This is a genomic window from Sphingomonas sp. LR55 (genome assembly GCF_036856015.1).
Lineage (GTDB): Bacteria > Pseudomonadota > Alphaproteobacteria > Sphingomonadales > Sphingomonadaceae > Sphingomonas.
On sequence record NZ_JASPFO010000001.1, the window covers coordinates 19,750 to 37,500 of the forward strand.

The following is a 17,751-nucleotide window of genomic DNA, read 5'->3' on the forward strand; positions in this document are numbered from 1 at the left end:
CCTGGGGGCATGAAGCCGCGCCCGTCCCGACTCCGTCGTCTTGACGATGCGCTGGCTGACCTGCCGCTCGAAGAGCCGATGCTGCTGACCGAGCTCGACGGGTTTCTCACCGGGCTGCTGGTCGGACCCGAGCCTATCGAGCAAGGCGAATGGCTGCAGAGCATATGGGGGCTCGATGAGGACGGCATCGCACCGTTCGAGGATCCGCTCGACGTGCAATGGTTCGTCGACGCCGTCATGGCACGCTACGCCGAGATCGCCCGCGATCTGGAGCGTGGCAAGCTGCGTCCGATCTTCGACGTGGACGAGCGGACCGGAGACATCCTTTGGGAATTGTGGATCGACGGGTTCGCCGAAGCGATGGCGTTGCGGCCCGAAAGCTGGGACGCGGTGGCGGCTGGCGACGACCCCGAGGCGGTCGACGGCCTCGCGCGTCTGTCGGTGCTAATCGCGATCGCGCGCAACGAAAGCGCGCTGGACAGCATGGAGATCAACGAACGCGAGGACCAGGCACCGGCCGATCTCGCGACGAGTGTCCTCCAGCTCCATGCGTCCCGATTGCGGGCGGCTGCCGCCGTTCCGCTGCCAACGGCCAGCGCAGCGTCGGTCAAGGCAGGACGGAACGATCCCTGTCCATGCGGATCGGGCAAGAAGTCCAAACGCTGCTGCGGGTGACGGGCGTCATTTGCGTGCGGCGCGAGCCCTTCGCCAGGCCAGCGATTGCCGGTTGAGTACGACCAGATCCAGTTCGCCCGCCAAGCTCGCTTCGGCGAGCGCGATAGCGCGATCGAGCACGACGCGGTCGGCGCGCGCATAGGCGGGTCGATCGGGTATGAAGTCGTACCAGACGCCGCCACAGGCGTTGTCGAGGAAGATACGCTGGAAGCAATGATCGGCGCGGACCGGCCAGCCACGCGTCGGCGCCGCGGTCGGCAGGATGTCGCGCGTCAACTCAAGCCAGCGAGCCTCGGCTGAAGACCGGTCATTTGGGGCCATCGGATCGCACCGGTACCGCGCCGCCGGCCTCGATTGCGGGCGCGGCGGCAATCAGGGTCGGCGCGTCGCTGACGAAGGCGTCGAGCACGCCGTCCGCAATTCTTATCGGACCATCGAACCGGGTCGCGCCGGGGATCGTCGTGATCGCAGCCGCCTCGCGCGCCAGTCTCCCCGCGTCTGCGAAATAGCGTGCGGCGGCAGTGCTGCCGCTATTGGCGGCGCCGAGCCCGGCGGCCGTCAATTGGAGCGCGCGTCCCCAGCGCTGCATCGCGTCGAGCCAAGGCCGCGCCTGCGCCGCGAAGCTGGGGTCGATCGTCCCGGAGCGGATGATGTCGGGCGCGTTGGCGATTGCGTCGGCACGCGTGGTCAGGTCCGTGATCGCCCGCTCCCGCGCCGCCGCATCGCCATCCGCCAGCGCTTCCCGGACCGCGTCGAGCGCCGCCTTCAGTCGCGGCGCCTGCTCCTGCCAGGGCTGGCTGCCGAAGGTCGGCGCCATATGCTGCGTATCGAAGAAAGTGAGCAAGGCTGCGGTCGCGCGTTCGTCGCCGCCCGCCAGTTCGCGCGCGGAGAAATGCCAGGTCCGCTCGGCATCGTACGCGGTGTCGTTCCAGCCGAATGCGGCCACGCCGGTGACCGCCGGGCGGCTCGGGGCCTCCTGGTTCATCGGGTTCGACAGGATGCCGGTCAGTTCGCCCGACAGTCCGGCCTCGCGTCGCGTATAGGGTGCCATCAGCAGCCGACCGGTAGTTTGTGCGTAATCGTTGACCGGATAATTGTCCCATAACAGCGTCTTGCGGCCAAACGCCTTGGTCGCCGCCTTGGCATCGGGGATCGAGATGGCGGGCGGGACGACGTCGGTGCCGGTCCACTGGACGACGATCCGCGGGTCGAGATGCTTGCGCAACGCCGCCTTGTACGGCGTTTCCTTCGCATCGTAATATTCGGTCGGCACCATGATCAGCGCGCGCACCCGGATCCTTGGCGCTCAGGCCGGCCTGCACCGCGTTGAGCAACTGCGCCTGCGCGACGCCGGCCGCTTCCGCGCCCGAGGGGCCGAACGCGGTCTTGTCGCGCTCGCAGTTCCACTTGGTATATTCGATGTCGTCGAGCGCGACGTAGAAGCTGCCGACGCCGATCGCTCGCAGCGCGTCGAACTTGCGTTCCAGCGCCTGCACGTCGGCGGGGTCGGAAAAACAGACCGACGGGCCCGGCGAGACCGCGTAGACGAAATCGACATGGTTGCGCCGCGCGGTCTTCGCCAACGTGCCAAGCGCCGACAAGGTCGCGGCAGGATAGGCTTCGCGCCACCGATCGCGCGTACGGATCGTCCTTCGGGCTGTAGACATAGGTGTTCGCCTTCACCGTGGCGAGGAAGTCGAGATGCCTGGTATGATCGGCCATCGACCAGGGCGCGCCGTAAAAGCCCTCGATCGTGCCGCGGATCGGCATTGCGGGGTAATCCTGGATCACCAGCGCGGGCAGGGTCGGGCGCCGGGCGAGCTGGCGGAACGTCTGGACCGCGTGGAACAGGCCATCGGCGTCGTGACCGGCGAGCGTGACTATGCCCGCACCGGCCGCTAACACGGCGAGGGTGTAGCCTTCGGCATGCGTCTCCAGCGTGGCCTTGCTGCGTGATAGCGAGTCGCGCACGACGCCTGAGTCGCCAAGGCCGAGGACGATGTGAACGCGGTCGGACGCGACGGGCAGCCGGCGCACCGATGCGATCGTCTTCACCCCCGCCGCCGTCAGGATGTCGCGGACCCGGGCAATGGTCTCGGGATCGGTACCCGGCGCTGTGATCAACACGACGGCGGTGCCCAAGGCGAGTGTGCCCGAGGTCAGCACCATCGAAGTGGGCGCCGGGAATATCACGGGGCGCATCACCGGGTGTCCCGATGCATGGCTCGGCACCGCGATCGCCAAGCTCGCGGACGTCACCATCAGCGCTCCGACGGCGCCAATCTTTTCGCCACGTCGCGCCATCCTCTGCTCCCCGGTATCAGATTGGTCTTGTTGTCATTCGATAAGGCTATGGCGCGGGTGCGGCAAGGGATGTGTACGAGAGTATTTGGAAGGGGTGGTGCCGGTTGCAGGAATCGAACCCGCGACATCCAGTTTACAAAACTGGCGCTCTACCAACTGAGCTAAACCGGCCCGGTGCGTGTCAGGCCTAACCGCCCAATGCTTCAAGACACGCCGAAGGTCCAGCCCTCGGTTTGCGCAATATGCGGTGTCATCGCGGTCGGTGTCCAGAGGTCCGGGCGATGCGCTGCCGTGCGGAGCCAGGCGGCGGTCAGGATCGCGTCGGTGGCGTGATCGTCGTAGCGGGCGAGCAGATCATGGGGCGCGCTGCCGAGAGCGTCCAGCGCGGTATCCAGTGCATCCGCATCGCGCATCTTGCTGAGGCCCTTGCGGATACCCGCGGCGCGCGCGGCGATCGTGGTATAGATTTCGACGATCGCTGGTCCTTCCGAGGGCAGCGGATCGAACGGCCAGACGGGGACGCGGCCGGCGAGGCGGTGCAACACGCGCATGCCGGTGAGGCTCGACTTGCCGACCTGCGCCGCACCGACGAGGTTGAAGCAGCTTGTCGGCGAGAAACCCATCGCGCGCTGGCCGTCCTCGCAGACGCGCATCCGGCCTGCGCCGCCGGGGAACAGGTCTCCGCAATCGCGGTGCTGGCGGAAGTGCCGGCGGATGTCTGGATCGGTGAGCAGGGTCGATACCGCGAGGTGCGGATCGGCGGCGGAGGCGTGGTCGACCATCGCCCAGAGCGCGCGGGCGTCTGGGGGCTTTCGGGGGCGCCGGGGAAATAGCCGGCGAGGTCGACGAACGGAAACGCGGGGGAGAGATCAAGGCCGATCAGCGTCGGCGTGTCCTGGTCGATCAACCAGTCGAGGACATCGTCGCGCGACCATGCCGACGCTCCCGGCGGCGGGACCAGTCTCGGCGCGGCATCACCGGTTTCGCAGATCGCGACCGCGATGCCCTTGTGACGATGCCCCTGCGCGCCGGACCAGTCGATCGCCGCAAACCGCGTAAACCGTGGCTCAGCCATTCTTCTCGGTGCGCAAGGCATCCCAATAGGCGAGCCGTTCCGACAGGCGCTTCTCGAACCCGCGTTCGGTCGGCGTGTAGAAGGTCTGCGGGCTCATCTCGTCGGGCCAGTAATCCGAGCCGGAGAACGCATCCTCGGTATCGTGATCGTACGCATAGCCCTTGCCATAGCCGATATCGCGCATGAGCTTGGTCGGCGCGTTGCGGATCGACGCGGGCGGCATCAGCGAACCCGTCTCGCGCGCCGATTTCCACGCCGCCTTCTGCGCCTTGTACACCGCGTTCGATTTGGGCGCGGTGGCGAGATAGACGCAGGCCTGCGCGATAGCGAGTTCGCCCTCGGGGCTGCCGAGGAAGTCGTAGGTGTCCTTGGCGGCGATGCACTGGACCAGCGCCTGCGGGTCGGCGAGGCCGATATCCTCGACTGCGGCGCGGGTCAGGCGGCGGAGCAGGAACAGCGGTTCCTCGCCTGCGGTCAGCATCCGCGCGAGATAATAGAGCGCCGCCTGCGGGTCGCTCCCACGGATCGATTTGTGCAGCGCGGAGATGAGGTTGTAATGCCCCTCGCGATCCTTGTCGTACACCGCGACACGGCGTTGCAGGAAGTTCGACAGCCCGGCGGGATCGAGCGGTTCGGGCAGGTTGACCGAGAACAGTGTCTCCGCCTGGTTGAGGAGGAAACGGCCGTCGCCATCGGCACTGGCGATCAGCGCGTCCTTGGCGGGCGGGGTCAGGGGGAGGGGCGCTCCATCTCCGTCTCGGCGCGGTCGAGCAACTGTTCGAGCGCACCGCGACCGAGGCGTTCGAGGATAAGTACCTGCGCGCGGCTGAGCAGAGCGGCGTTGAGTTCGAACGACGGGTTCTCGGTGGTCGCGCCGACCAGCGTCACCGTGCCGTCCTCGACATAGGGGAGGAAACCGTCCTGCTGCGCGCGGTTGAAGCGATGGATCTCGTCCACGAACAACAAGGTGCGCTTGCCGATCTTGGCGTGCTCGCGTGCCTCGGCGAAAGATTTCTTGAGGTCGGCGACGCCGGAGAACACCGCCGAGATCGCAACGAACCGCAGGTCGACTGCGTCGGCGAGCAGCCGCGCGATCGTGGTCTTGCCGGTGCCGGGGGCCCCCAAAGGATGATCGAGGACAGTCGTCCCGCAGACACCATCCGCCCGATCGCGCCTTCGGGGCCGGTGATGTGATCCTGCCCGACCACCTCGCTTAAAGTGCGCGGACGCAGGCGGTCGGCGAGCGGCGCGTTTTCGGGATGCGGTTCGGTGGGGGCGGCGGGTTCGAAGCCCGCGAAGAGATCAGCCATGCGCGGAAGATAGGGGCGGGGGAGAGGTTTGCCCATCCGTTGGGGGCCACCCATGCGCGCTGGTCATCCTAACGCGCATCGTCATCCCCGCGCAGGCGGGGATCCATACTGGCTGACGCACCAAATAGCCGAGCGGTCCGAGGATCTGGGTCCCCGCCTCCGCGGGGATGACGGACAAATGGAACAGCGAATTTTCCGACGCACCTCTTGAACCCGAAACAGTCTGCGATATATCTTGGTTCATGAACGAAGATATATCGGAGAACACTCAAATGCGTTTTGGTATTGGATATGGAGCTTGGACCGGCGGCCCCCGTGGCGACGGTCACCGGCATGGTGGTCGCGACCACGGACCTGAGCATGCTGCGTGGAAGCAGGGTGGTGGCCCACGTGGGCGTGGCCGGCGGCTGTTCGATGGCGGCGAGCTGAAGCTCGTCATGCTGAAGCTGATTGCGGACGCACCGCGCCACGGCTACGACCTGATCCGCGAGATCGAGGGGCTAACCGGGGGTGGCTATGCGCCGAGCCCGGGCGTTGTTTACCCGACGCTCAGCATGCTCGACGAGATGGGGCTGATCGAGGAGCAGCAGTCGGAGGGCGCGAAGAAGCGCTTTGCGGCGAGCGACGAGGGGCGTGCGCATCTGGCCGAGAATGCCGCCGTGGTGGACGGCCTGTTTGCGCGGCTGTCGGCGGTCGGGGCGGAATCCGAGCGGACCGATGGCGCGCCAATCCGGCGGGCGATGGGCAATCTTCGGCAGGTGCTCCAGCACCGGCTGATGCGCGAGGACGTCAACGAGGACACGCTGCACGAGGTTGCGGCGCTGCTCGACGAAGCCGCGCAGAAGATCGAGCGGCTCAAGTGAGCGTCTCGGTCGCACGCGTGCCGACGCATTCGGCGAGCAAGTATCTCCATCAGCTCGCCAAGCATTGGAGCCACAAGATGGAGGTCACCTTCTCGGAGGAAGAGGGCCGCATCGCCTTCCCGAACGGGGCGGTTCTGGAGATGCGCGCGGACAGCGAAACGCTCGACGTCGCGCTGACCGTGCCGGAGGGCGAGGACGTCGAGCGGATGCGCGGGGTGGTGTCGAGCCACCTCGACCGGTTTGCGTTCCGCGAGGCGCCGCTGACGTTCGATTGGGCGACGGTCTGACATCGTCCCCCAAACCGTCATCCCGGCCCTCGATCGTCATCCCAGCGAAAGCTGGGATCTCCCCATTCGGGTCGCGGCGCCCGCCAACAGGGATACCCCAGCTTTCGCTGGGGTGACGGGGAGGGAGCGGGGGAAGGTGAATTCGAAAGGTACACGTGGCAGACAACTTAGCCACCCCGCCGCACCATCACCTCGAGATACGTATCCAGCACCGTCTGGTTGATCGTATCCCACAGATACCCGGCGGCCTTGTCGTGTCCGGCCCAGCCCATCGTCTCGCGCAGGCCCGGCTCCGAAACAATCCGCCCGATCGCGTCGGCGTATCCCGCGATATCGGTCGGCGGCACGAGGAACCCGGTCACGCCGTCATCCACCAACCCGACCGCGCCCGATGCGCGCGCTGCGACGACGGGAACACCTGCCGCCATCGCCTCCAGCGTCACGTTGCCGAACGTCTCGGTCACGCTCGGATTGAAGAACACATCCATCGACGCGACCGCGCGGCCGAGATCGTCACCCGACTGGAACCCGGCGAAGACCGCGCCCGGCACGCGCTCGGCGAACCAGTCGCGTGCCGGGCCCTCGCCGATCACCAGTACCTTGTGCCGTACCCCGCGCTGCTCCAGCGTTCGGATCACGTCGGCGAAGACGTCGAGACCTTTCTCTTTCACCAGTCGCCCGAGAAACCCGACCGCAACCTCGCCATCGGCGATCCGCGCGCGCGCCGCCATTCGAGATCGCGGCGCGTCGGTGCGAAGCGGTCGTGGTTCACGCCGCGTGACCAGATCGCGGTCGGCGTCGTCACGCCCCAGTCGCGGACGATCTCCGCCATGCCGCGCCCCGGCACCAGCACTTCGTCGACCCGGTTGTAGAAGCGCGTGAGGATCTTCACCATGATCGGCTCGAAGAACGCCATCTTGTAATAGCGGAAATACGTCTCGAACCGCGTGTGCAGCGACGCGACCGTGGCGATGCCGTTGCGCCGGCCATAGCTGATCGCGCGGTGGCCGAGAAAATCGGGCGCCGACACGTGTACGATGTTCGGCGCAAACGCATCGAGATCGCGACGGATCGCCGCGGGCAGCCCGCGCGCCATCTTGTATTCGCCGCGCCCTGCAGGGAGCGGCAGCGACGGCACCGCGACCAGATCGCCGGTCGGCGGGAAGGCCGGCTTGGCGTTGGTCGGCGAATAGACACGTACCGTCGCGCCCTTCGACAACAGATGACCGACGAGCAGATTCAACGCCTGGTTCGCGCCGTCGCGGACGTAATTATAGTTGCCGCTGAACAGGGCGATGCGCAGGTCGGTGGCGTGCATCATCGCGCGGATAACGCCGTGCGCTGTCAAGCGCCACTAAATCCGCAACATAGGTCGTATGCCGGCCATTGATGTTCCCGTATCGTTCTCGTACATCGGCCGCATGGCGAAACCCCAGAAGCGTTATGTGTGTCAGTCCTGCGGATCGGTGTCGCACCGCTGGGCGGGGCAATGCGCCGATTGCAACGAGTGGAACACGCTGGTCGAGGAGGCGAACACCGCCGCCACGCCGTTCCATTCGAAGCATAATCTCCAGACCGGCGGCCGCGCGATCCAGCTCGTCGGGCTCGATGCGGAGATCAAGCTGCCCGACCGGATGGCGACCGGCATCGCCGAACTCGACCGGGCGCTGGGCGGCGGGTTCGTCGAGGGTTCGGCAACGCTGATCGGCGGCGATCCTGGGATCGGCAAGTCGACGCTGCTGTTGCAGGCGGCGGCGAAGATGGCGCTGGCCGGGCAGTCGGTCGCGTATGTCTCGGGCGAAGAAGCGGCGGACCAAGTGCGTCTGCGCGCGCGGCGGCTCGGGCTCGGCAATGCGCCGGTGCAGTTGGCGGCGGCGACGTCGACGCGCGACATCCTGACGACGTTGCAGACCAAGCCGCCAGCGATGCTGGTGATCGATTCGATCCAGACGATGCACTCCGACTTGATCGAGGGCGCTCCGGGGACGGTCAGCCAAGTCCGTGCCTCGGCGCAGGAATTGATCCGGTTCGCCAAGGAGCGCGGTACGGCTGTCGTTCTGGTCGGTCACGTCACCAAGGACGGTTCGATCGCCGGCCCGCGCGTGCTGGAACATATGGTCGACACGGTGCTGTCGTTCGAGGGCGAGCGCAGCCACCAGTACCGCATCCTCCGCGCGATCAAGAACCGCTTCGGCGGGACCGACGAGATCGGCGTCTTTTCGATGCAGACCGAGGGGCTGGCGGAGGTCGGCAACCCCTCGTCGCTGTTCCTGACGCACCGCGATGACGCGATGACGGGGGCGACGGTGTTCCCGGCGCTGGAGGGGACGCGGCCGGTGCTGGTCGAGATCCAGGCGCTCACCGTTCGCCTGGCGTCGGGAGCGACCCCGCGGCGCGCAGTGGTTGGCTGGGACTCGGGCCGATTGGCGATGATTCTCGCGGTGCTGGAAGCCCGGTGCGGGCTGAGCTTCTCGAACGCCGAAGTCTATCTCAACATCGCCGGTGGTTACCGCGTGCAGGATCCGGCTGCGGATCTGGCGGTGGCGGCGGCGCTGATCTCGGCGATGTCGGAGCGGCCGGTGCCGGTCGATGCGGTGGCGTTTGGTGAGGTCGCGCTGTCAGGGGAAATCCGTCCGGTCGCGCATGGCCCGCTGCGGTTGAAGGAAGCGAGCAAGCTCGGCTTCGAACGCGCGTTGGTACCGGCGTCAATGACGGGGGAGAAAAGCGGGATGAAGCTCTCGGGCTTCAAGACGCTCGCGTCGTTCGTGGATCACATGATGGGACGGGGGTAACGAACACAAGAAGGTAGCTTGTTTCCCCGCGAAGGCGGGGACCCAGACTGGGCTCCCGCCTTCGCGGGAGAACAGGGCCGATCGTAGTGACGGTGCGGAACCACGCATACCTTTATGATGGGATGGCTGCGGTTCGTTATTAACCTCCCGGCTAGGTACCACCCCGGCGGAGGCCGGGGCCCAATTGGGAAACGCTGGTGGCGGTCGCTGCGCTTCGCCACCACGACCTTTCCAATTGGGCCCCGGCCTCCGCCGGGGTGGTGCACCAACTGCGTTCGTTAGGCACCGATCAATCAAGCGCGTGACGGCATCCCCGCCAGCAAAACCGCGACCACTCCCAACGCATGGCCTCTCGCGACAGCCATGCTATGGCGCCCGCATGGCGAACACTAAAAGCAATACCGGTACCGTCGAGGTCGATGGCACCCGATACGATTGGAACCTCGAGCGCGAGCCGCAGCACACGGATGCCGAAGGCTGGAAGGGCATGACGATCTCGCTGCTGCAGGACGATGCGCAACGCGAAGCGCTGCTGGAATTCCCCGCGCCTAAGCGTCTGTTGAAGGGCTTGCCGCGCGGGCGGCTCCAGATCGACGACGCGACGATCGTGCGCGGCGTGCGGGCCGCCTTGCAGGCGGGATGGGAGCCGATGTCTCGGGGCAAGCCGATGGTCTTCACGGTGGATTCCGAAGGGAATTGAACCGTGGATCGGCGTGACATCCCGACCCAACCACCTGCCGACGTGGAAACCACGCTGCTGGGACCGATCCTTCTCAATCGCGAGTGCGGGGATTGCACCGCGTGCTGCACCGAGCTGACGGTGAAGACGCCCGAATTCGCAAAACCCGCGGGAACGCCGTGTGTCCACCTCTGCGACCAAGGGTGCGGTATCCATGCGGATCGCCCGCGCATCTGCCGGACGTGGTTCTGCGTCTGGCGCCGGGTCGCGAGCCTGCCGGACGCGGCTCGGCCCGACCGGTCCGGGCTGCTCGTCTCACTCAATTTCGTCGACAGGCCGCAGACCTGTCTCGAGGGCGTCTCGATCCATGTCCGTCTGCTCGCCGGCAGCGATGCGATCGCGAACGGCATGGCGGCGGCGGTATTGGACGCCGTGTGCGACCAGCTAGTCCCGGTGTGGTTCAGCGACGGGGCGGAGAAAATGCTGATGCATCCCGACAACGACGTCGCTGGCTTCGTCCTCTCGGGAGAGGCAGCGCCCGCACATCTGCAGGACGAAGTCGCCGCGTGGCGCGAACGCTACGGTGTTTTCGGCTTGCACCGCTAAGACTCGTCGGGCGCAACCCGCACTAGCGGTTCGCCTCCCGCGTCCCTATTCCAGAAGCCATGAACCTTTCCGCCCTAGACATCGTCGTCCTGCTCGCCGTCGCCGGCTCGGCGGTGCTGGGGCTGATCCGCGGGTTCGTCACCGAAGTGCTGTCGATGTTCGCCTGGGTGGCGATGGTGGCGATGTTGAAGCTGTTCCACATCCCGCTCGCCGCGACGCTGTCGCCGATGGTCGGGACCGTTGGTGGTGCCGCGGTTCTGGCGTTCGCGATCATCACCGGCGTCACCTATATCGGCGGGCGGCTGGTCGCCAACGCGATCGGGGCGCGGACGCGGACTTCGATCCTTGGTCCGGTTGACCGTGCGCTTGGCTTCGGTTTCGGGGCGTTGAAAGGGTTGATCCTCGCCAGCCTCGTCTTCCTGCTCGCGACGTTGGTCATCGACACGATGAGTGGCGGACCATCGCGCCGGCCGGAATGGATGACCCGGTCGCGGACGTATCCGCTGCTCAACGCGACCAGCGCGGGTATCGCCGATTTCGTCGACCGCCGCCGCCGCGGTCAGCCGGTGTTCGGTGCCAGAACGCCGCCTTCCAAATCCGATAACGCAAGCGAACCAAAGCCATGAGCGCGCCCCTCTACAACGCCGAGATCCTCCGCCTTGCCGCGACGATCCCGTATCACGAACGCCTCACCGAGCCGATGGCGACCGCGGAGAAACGCTCGCCGATCTGTGGCAGCCGGGTGACGATCGACGTCGCGGTGGACGGCGAAGGTCGCGTCAGCGAGGTCGGCTTGCTGGTCCGCGCCTGCGCGCTGGGGCAGGCGTCGTCGTCGTTGCTGGCGGCGAACATCCTCGGCCGCACCCCTGCCGAACTCGCCGCGACCCGCGACGCGCTGACCGCGTGGCTTGCGCGCGAAGGCGATGCGCCCGATTGGCCGGGGATGGATATCTTCACCCCCGCGCTCGACTATACCGCGCGCCACCCATCGATCCGCCTCGCCTTCGAAGCCGCCGCCGAGGCTGCCGACACCGCTGCAAAGGCGAAAGTCTGATGGCGGAGGGTACGGCCCCGTCGCTGCTCCGCGACGGCGTCGTATTGCTCGGTTTCGGCCTGATGTTCGTGCTGCTGTTCCGCCGGCTCGGGCTCGGTGCGACGCTGGGTTACCTGGTCGCGGGCGCAGTCGTCGGGCCGCATGTGCTGGGACTGGTCGGCGATGCGGAGTCGAAGCTCGGGTTCGCCGAACTCGGCATCACGCTCCTGCTGTTCATCGTCGGGCTCGAACTGAACCCGTCACGCCTCTGGAGGATGAAGGAGGAGATCTTCGGGCTCGGCCTCTTGCAGGTCGCGATCTGCGGGCTCGCAATCACCGCGATCGTCTGGGTCGGGGCGAAGTTCTCGCTCCCCGCCGCGCTCGCGCTCGGGCTCCCGCTCGCGCTGTCGTCGACCGCGCAGGTGCTGCCGATGCTGCGCTCGTCGGGGCGGATGCGGACGCCGTTCGGCGAGCGTGCCTTCTCGATCCTGCTGTTTCAGGACCTTTCGATCGTGCCCTTGATCACGATCGTCGCGGCGATGAGCCGCAACCCGGCCGATGCTAACGCGCCGCCGGGATGGCTGCTCGCGGTTTATACGGTGCTGGCGGTCGTCGGTCTGGTGATCGCCGGGCGCTTCCTGCTGCGGCCGTTCTTCCGGCTGATCGGCAATCTCGGCGAACGCGAGATGTTCGTGTTCGCGGGGTTGTTCACCGTCATCGCCAGCGCGGCGATCATGGAATGGCTCGGGCTGTCGACCGCGCTCGGGGCGTTCATCGCCGGCGTCATGCTCGCGGACAGCCCGTATCGGCATGAGCTTGAGGCCGATGTCGAGCCGTTCCGCTCGATCCTGCTAGGCCTGTTCTTCCTCGCGGTCGGCATGGTGCTCGACCTAGGCGCGATCGCCGAACGCCCGGTCTTCGTGATGGCGATGGCGGCGGCGCTGATCCTCACCAAGACCAGCGTCATCATGCTGATCGGCATGGCGTTCAAGATGACGTGGCGGCAGGCGTTCGCGCTCGGCCTGTTGCTGAGTCAGGGTGGCGAGTTCGGCTTCGTGCTGTTCGCGCAGGCGCAGGCCGGGCTGCTGATCGAACCGCAGGCGGCAAGTCTGTTCGGGGCGATCATCACGCTGTCGATGGCGACCACGCCGTTCCTGATGGGTATCACCCGCCGCTTCCGCACCGAGCCGATCGCCGAAGGGCAGGAGCGCGACGGCCCCAAGGTCGACGGCGCCAATGCGATCATTGTCGGCTATGGGCGGTTCGGCCAGACGGTCGGCCAGATGCTGCTCGCGCAGGATATCCCGGTGACGCTGATCGACACCGATATCGAGATGATCGACATCGCCGGCGAGTTCGGCGCGAAGGTTTATTATGGCGACGGCACGCGGCTCGACCTGTTGCGACAGGCGGGCGCGGCGGAGGCGGAGATCATCTGCTTCTGCATGGACGGCGACCAGCTCGATCCGGACACGATCGAGGGCGTGCATGAGGCGTTCCCGGACGCCGCGATTTACGTCCGCGCGTTCGATCGCCGTGCGCTGGTGAAGTTGAAGAACACGTCGGCGACCGCGGTGGTGCGCGAAGTGATGGAGTCCGCGGTGAAGATGGCGCGGCTGGCGCTGCGCGGGCTCGACGTGTCGCCGGCGGATATCGACCGTGCGGAGGAGCAATACCGGTCGCGCGACAAGGAGCGGTTGCAGTTGCAGATCGACTCCGGCGACATGCGCGCGGCGCGGGCCGAGACTGCCAAACGCTTTCCCTGGGGGAATGATACGCAATGATCATCGCCATTCTCGCAGCATTGTCCGGGGCGATCGCAGTCGCGGCAGGGGCGTTCGGTGCGCACGGTGCGACCGGCTCGGCCGCGGAATGGTTGAAGACCGGCGCGCAATATCAGCTCGTCCACGTCGTCGCGGCGCTGGTTGCGATCCGGATGGAGGCGCGCGGGCCGGCGTGGCTGTTCGTGGTCGGTGCGGCGATCTTTGCGCTGACGTTGTACGCGATGGCGCTGGGCGCACCGCGCTGGTTCGGCGCGATCACGCCGATCGGCGGGGCGCTGCTGATCGGCGGCTGGTTGTGGCTGGCCTGGACCGCGCGCGGCTAAACCTTTCGCGTGCAGATCAGCGCAGTTCCTGCTGCCATAACCGCATCTGTTGGATCGGATCGGTCTCGGCGATGGCGGTGGCGATCGCCGCGCGATAGCCACCGGGACGCAGTCCATAGCGGGCCAGGAATGCACGGCTCGCATGGCTTTCGGTGACTAACCCTGCATCGAGCGCGATGTCTGCGAATGAGCGCCGTTCGGCGGCGTTGGAGAGCGCCCGCCGAACATGTTCGAGGCGACGTGCAAGTATGAAGGCCGCGAGCCCGCGTTGCGGCCGCAGCATCCGGTACAGCGTGGCGCGCGAGACGCCGCTTTCCGCAATCGCCGTCTCGGGATCGAAGGTCGGGTCGCCCAGCCTTCCATCGACCAACGTGCGAAGCTGACCAAGCCGCCGCCCGTCGCGGCTGCCTTCGACCACTGCGTCGTGCAGACCATAGGCTTCCAGCGCAACCTTCAACAGCGTGCAGAGCGCGGAGGTCGCAGCCGGGAGCGACGACGTCTTCATCGTTGGCAGGTTGGATAGCAGCGACCGGACGAAATCGGCGTAAAGCCGGCAATGATCGGCGGCTAGCACGCGCCCATGGAGCGCGCCGATCGGCCCTACGGTCTCCTCGATCCGGTCCTGCGCGATCGCCAGCGTCGCGATCCGCGCGTCCCGCATCATGTTGCGTGTCGCGCGGCTGACATCGATCAGGACGATCTCGCCGGCCCTGATATCCTGCATGCCATCGCCGAAATCGACCTGCAACAGACCTTCGAATACCAGGGTGACGGTCCAGTGCGTGAACCCGTCGTGACCGACCCGCTGTTCGCTCCGGCTATGGCTTATGTCGTTCAGCCGCCGGTTGTAGAGCAGCGCGCGGTCCAGTCGCCACGCCTCGAACGTCGCACGCGGGTTGGGGCCGACCTGCGTGACGTCGGCGCCGATCGCATATAATGCGCGATAGCGATCCATCCGTTCGTCCGGTGGCAACGCCTCGCTGTCGAACGCGACCCGCTCGGGTGTTTCGGGACTGGTCATGCGGCGCAGTGCTGGCGATAGCGGTATCGTACCGCACCGACCGCCATGGCGCAGGCGCAGCTTGCGATGACGCCTGTCGTGAACAACGCGGTGCCGAGCGCCCCGGCCGGGGACGTGGTGCCCGCCCCGATCGTAGCGGGACCGCTATGGGCAAAGGTCGCCAGCGCCCCCGTCAGCAACGGTCCGATACCCACGCCGACCAGCGTGACCAGCGCGAAGAAGATGCCGTTGATGGTGATGCGTGCCGACACCGGACTGAGCATTTGCACACCGAACAGCCCACAAAACGATGCGATCCCGAGCGTAAGGTTCGCGATCGCCACGCCGACGGCCGCCTCCGTCAATCCCGGCGCCCAGACCAGCGCCGCCAGCGGCAGCAATGTTGCGATCAAGCTGATCAGGATGATCGCCGGGACATGACGGTGCCAGGATGCATAGCGCGTCATCAGCCAGCCGCCCGCAAGCTGGCCAGCGGGCGCGGTGAAGAGCGTGATGGCCCCCAGCAGCATTGCCGCCTGGGCGGGCAGGATCCCGCGGTCTCGTACGAACAGAGTCGGCAACCACGCGCCCATCGCCTGAATAAGCATTATGGGCATGATCGCCGCCGCAAAGAACAGCGCGATGGTCCCCCATTGGACACCGGCGTGTGCCGGCGCCCGGGGTGGCGCCCGTAGCGCAGTCGCCGATGGGCTCGGGAGCGGATCGGGCATGGGATCATCGAACGCAGGCGCGACGGAGCGGTGACGCGCGTCTCTCCTGCGGAGACCGGCGAGCAGCGGGATCATCACGATGTTCGGCAACGCGGTGATCATGAAGAGCAGGCGCCAATGCGCGATGCCGCCGAGAGTGCTTGCGGAATTACCGGGGGTGATGACGGTCAATGCCGAAAGCAGGGCGCCGATCGTCAACAGCGCGGTGCTTCGCCCGATCGTCGACCCGCTCGTGAAGAGCGACAGCGCGCGCGCGACCGTCGATGCCTGCAACGTCGACGAGCCAGGCGATCGCGACCGGCACAAACATCGCCTGACCGATGCCGAGCCCCGCTCGCGCCAGCATCAGCGCTGCGGTGGACTGTGCCGCGCCGGTCACGAGCGTGGCAGCGGTCCAGATCGTCACGCCGCCGATCAACCACCATAGCGATGCCCGCCGCCCACGGAGGATCGTCGCCAGCACCAATGCGGTCACGCCATACGGCAAGGCGAACGCGGTCCCGATCAGCCAACCCGCTCCGGCATCGGTCATCGGCAGGTCCACACGCATCAACGGCAACGCGCCACCAATCATGGTACGATCGATGAACGCGAGACAATGAAGCGTGGCGAATATGGTAATAATACGCCTGATGACCCGCGCCCCCGGCGTTCGATATTTCCAATAACAGCAGCGACTTGGTCTTCGCCGTCGCAGGGGTCAAGCCTTGGTCGCGACCGGCCGGCGGCCGTGCCATCAGGCGGCGGTGGGTGGGGTAATTGTGACAAGATCGTAGGGGCGGGGGGCAGGACTAGCTTGGCCGAATCCTGTCTTCGGGTAGAATATAAAAACATCCAAATCGGGCCGGTTTTTAGAACCAAGGTTTTGGCGACCAGTCTGGGGTAAGTATTGTTATGCTTGTTGCAGATATCGCGAAAACTGGTCGAGCAATCGGCGCAAATGGCCCTGCAGATTATAGTTAATCGATAGAGTGATGCCGATCCTTTGCCCGGTCGGCGATGCTTGCTTGGCTGGCGCCGGCGTCTAAAAGGCCGGGTGCAGGGGAGTAGAGCATGGCATATCGAACGACACGCAGGACGGTGCTCGGCGCGATGGGCGCGACCCTCGTCTTTCCGCTGGCGGCGGCGGCGGCGCGCGCATCTAGGGCCGCGAGCCTCGCACCGAGACTGATCGCGGGAACCTATGCGCGCGAGGGCGGCAAGGGTCTGTATCCGATTACCGGTGAGGGCGATCGATGGCGGGTCGGGGCGCCGGTCACGGGGATCGCGGATGCATCGTTCGGGATCGGCGGCGGCCCCGGCGGCATGTGGTATCTGGTCCGCGAACAGGCGCAGGGCGAAGTGTCCGCCTATTCCACCGGCTGGGCCACCGGCTGGGATCACCGCGCGACGGTGTCGACCGGTGGTGCCGACCCGTGCCACCTGGCGCTCGATCGGCCATCCGCCTGCCTCGCCGTCGCGAACTACTCGAGCGGCAGCGTCGCGTTCATCCAGCTCGATCGGCGTACCGGGGTGCCCGCACCCGCGACGGTGTTCCGCCATGCGGATACCGGTATCGGCGCGGGCATGGGTACCGGGAAGGATCACGACCGCCAGGAAGCCCCGCATGCGCACTGGGTCGGGTTCAGTCCGGACCGGCGCTGGCTTCATGCGGTCGATCTCGGGGCCGACGCGATCTTCGCCTATCGCTTCGATCCGCAGGCGCGAAGCGTGGCGCCGCCGGTGGTCGCATGGCGCGCGCCGGCCGGGGCGGGGCCGCGTCACATCGCCCGGCATCCGCGGCAGCCGCTGGCCTATGTCGTCTGCGAGCTGTCGAACGCACTCTATACGCTCGATGCGCGCACGGACGGGCACTTCGTGACCCGTCACAGCATCTCGACCCTGCCCAAAGGCTATACCGGCGCGTCGCAGGCTGCGCATATCGCGATCGATCGCGCCGGGCGGCGGCTGTACGTCTCGAACCGCGGGCATGACAGCATCGCCGTCTTTGCACTCGACGCCGCGGGCGTGCCGACGCTGCTCCAGCACATCGCCAGCGGTGGGCACTGGCCACGCGTCTTCGCGCTGCTCGATGACGAACGGCAGTTGGTCGTGGGCAACGAGCGATCGGGGACGCTGGTGGTCTTCCGGGTCGCCGGCGATGGCCGTCTCGCGGCGACCGGGGAGACGCTGTCCGTACCGGGCGTCGTGTTCCTCGGGCGACCGGAATAGTCATATCCGACGCGACCGGGGCATCGATCTGCGCGTCTTTTGAGCCAGCGGTAATGCAGACATCGCCCCCGCTTTGCG

General features: G+C 66.7%; 14 protein-coding genes, 1 tRNA gene and 5 pseudogenes. 11 read left to right on the plus strand and 9 right to left on the minus strand.

What is annotated here, in order from left to right; all coding sequences use genetic code 11:
• The first annotated feature begins 9 nt into the window (after positions 1–9).
• Positions 10–675 carry a UPF0149 family protein gene (locus QP181_RS00100; protein ID WP_333927170.1) on the plus strand — a complete coding sequence of 222 codons (666 nt, stop codon included), beginning with the start codon at positions 10–12 and terminating at the stop codon, positions 673–675.
• A 6-nt stretch (positions 676–681) separates the two neighbouring features.
• Here the strand turns inward: QP181_RS00100 and QP181_RS00105 are convergent, their stop codons facing one another.
• From QP181_RS00105 to QP181_RS00130, 6 genes and pseudogenes are all read right to left on the minus strand, one after another.
• Complete coding sequence (locus tag QP181_RS00105; protein ID WP_333927171.1) at positions 682–951, minus strand: GCN5-related N-acetyltransferase; 270 nt, start codon at positions 949–951, stop codon at positions 682–684.
• A 31-nt stretch (positions 952–982) separates the two neighbouring features.
• The gene (locus QP181_RS20195; protein ID WP_522731687.1) at positions 983–1,966 is read right to left on the minus strand and encodes a beta-N-acetylglucosaminidase domain-containing protein; all 984 of its coding nucleotides are present in this window, start codon (positions 1,964–1,966) and stop codon (positions 983–985) included.
• 61 nt (positions 1,967–2,027) lie between these two features.
• A pseudogene (locus QP181_RS20200) lies at positions 2,028–2,979 on the minus strand (beta-N-acetylglucosaminidase domain-containing protein); the annotation flags it as partial.
• Positions 2,980–3,074: 95 nt separating this feature from the next.
• Positions 3,075–3,150 (minus strand) — tRNA-Thr (locus tag QP181_RS00120).
• Between the two features lie 32 nt (positions 3,151–3,182).
• Positions 3,183–4,054 (minus strand): annotated as a pseudogene (locus tag QP181_RS00125) (hypothetical protein).
• Positions 4,047–5,364 (minus strand): annotated as a pseudogene (locus tag QP181_RS00130) (replication-associated recombination protein A). Before QP181_RS00130 ends, QP181_RS00125 begins: the two co-directional pseudogenes overlap by 8 nt.
• Before the next feature lie 272 nt (positions 5,365–5,636).
• Between QP181_RS00130 and QP181_RS00135 the strand changes: the two are divergent.
• Together QP181_RS00135 and QP181_RS00140 are read left to right on the plus strand one after the other, a co-directional pair.
• On the plus strand, positions 5,637–6,227 hold the full coding sequence (locus QP181_RS00135) for a PadR family transcriptional regulator (protein WP_333927172.1): 591 nt from the start codon (positions 5,637–5,639) through the stop codon (positions 6,225–6,227).
• Entirely contained in the window at positions 6,224–6,514 is a 291-nt protein-coding gene (locus tag QP181_RS00140; RefSeq protein WP_333927173.1) for a DUF2218 domain-containing protein, read from the plus strand. Before QP181_RS00135 ends, QP181_RS00140 begins: the two co-directional genes overlap by 4 nt.
• A 167-nt stretch (positions 6,515–6,681) precedes the next feature.
• Here the strand turns inward: QP181_RS00140 and QP181_RS00145 are convergent.
• Positions 6,682–7,832 (minus strand): annotated as a pseudogene (locus tag QP181_RS00145) (glycosyltransferase family 4 protein).
• A gap of 103 nt (positions 7,833–7,935) precedes the next feature.
• On the opposite strand from QP181_RS00145, the gene radA reads away from it, so the two are divergent.
• The 7 genes from radA to QP181_RS00180 all read left to right on the plus strand — a co-directional run bounded on the left by radA (position 7,936) and on the right by QP181_RS00180 (position 13,731).
• Positions 7,936–9,306 (plus strand): DNA repair protein RadA, encoded by a 1,371-nt coding sequence (radA, locus tag QP181_RS00150; protein ID WP_132897587.1) that lies wholly within the window; start codon positions 7,936–7,938, stop codon positions 9,304–9,306.
• 379 nt (positions 9,307–9,685) lie between these two features.
• Entirely contained in the window at positions 9,686–10,006 is a 321-nt protein-coding gene (locus QP181_RS00155) for a hypothetical protein (RefSeq protein ID WP_333927174.1), read from the plus strand.
• Positions 10,007–10,009: 3 nt separating this feature from the next.
• On the plus strand, positions 10,010–10,591 hold the full coding sequence (locus QP181_RS00160) for a YkgJ family cysteine cluster protein (RefSeq protein WP_333927175.1): 582 nt from the start codon (positions 10,010–10,012) through the stop codon (positions 10,589–10,591).
• Between the two features lie 59 nt (positions 10,592–10,650).
• Positions 10,651–11,217 carry a CvpA family protein gene (locus tag QP181_RS00165; protein ID WP_333927176.1) on the plus strand — a complete coding sequence of 189 codons (567 nt, stop codon included), beginning with the start codon at positions 10,651–10,653 and terminating at the stop codon, positions 11,215–11,217.
• Entirely contained in the window at positions 11,214–11,645 is a 432-nt protein-coding gene (locus tag QP181_RS00170) for an iron-sulfur cluster assembly scaffold protein (RefSeq protein WP_333927177.1), read from the plus strand. Before QP181_RS00165 ends, QP181_RS00170 begins: the two co-directional genes overlap by 4 nt.
• Positions 11,645–13,408 (plus strand): cation:proton antiporter domain-containing protein, encoded by a 1,764-nt coding sequence (locus QP181_RS00175; protein ID WP_333927178.1) that lies wholly within the window; start codon positions 11,645–11,647, stop codon positions 13,406–13,408. The genes QP181_RS00170 and QP181_RS00175 overlap by 1 nt, the downstream gene beginning before the upstream one ends.
• On the plus strand, positions 13,405–13,731 hold the full coding sequence (locus QP181_RS00180; RefSeq protein ID WP_132739451.1) for a DUF423 domain-containing protein: 327 nt from the start codon (positions 13,405–13,407) through the stop codon (positions 13,729–13,731). The genes QP181_RS00175 and QP181_RS00180 overlap by 4 nt, the downstream gene beginning before the upstream one ends.
• A gap of 16 nt (positions 13,732–13,747) precedes the next feature.
• Here the strand turns inward: QP181_RS00180 and QP181_RS00185 are convergent, their stop codons facing one another.
• Together QP181_RS00185 and QP181_RS00190 are read right to left on the minus strand one after the other, a co-directional pair.
• On the minus strand, positions 13,748–14,752 hold the full coding sequence (locus QP181_RS00185) for a helix-turn-helix domain-containing protein (protein WP_333927179.1): 1,005 nt from the start codon (positions 14,750–14,752) through the stop codon (positions 13,748–13,750).
• A pseudogene (locus QP181_RS00190) lies at positions 14,749–16,036 on the minus strand (MFS transporter). The gene QP181_RS00185 and the pseudogene QP181_RS00190 overlap by 4 nt, the downstream one beginning before the upstream one ends.
• Before the next feature lie 479 nt (positions 16,037–16,515).
• Between QP181_RS00190 and QP181_RS00200 the strand changes: the two are divergent.
• Positions 16,516–17,673, plus strand: a complete 1,158-nt coding sequence (locus QP181_RS00200) for a lactonase family protein (RefSeq protein ID WP_333927180.1) — start codon at positions 16,516–16,518, stop codon at positions 17,671–17,673.
• Positions 17,674–17,751 lie beyond the last annotated feature (78 nt).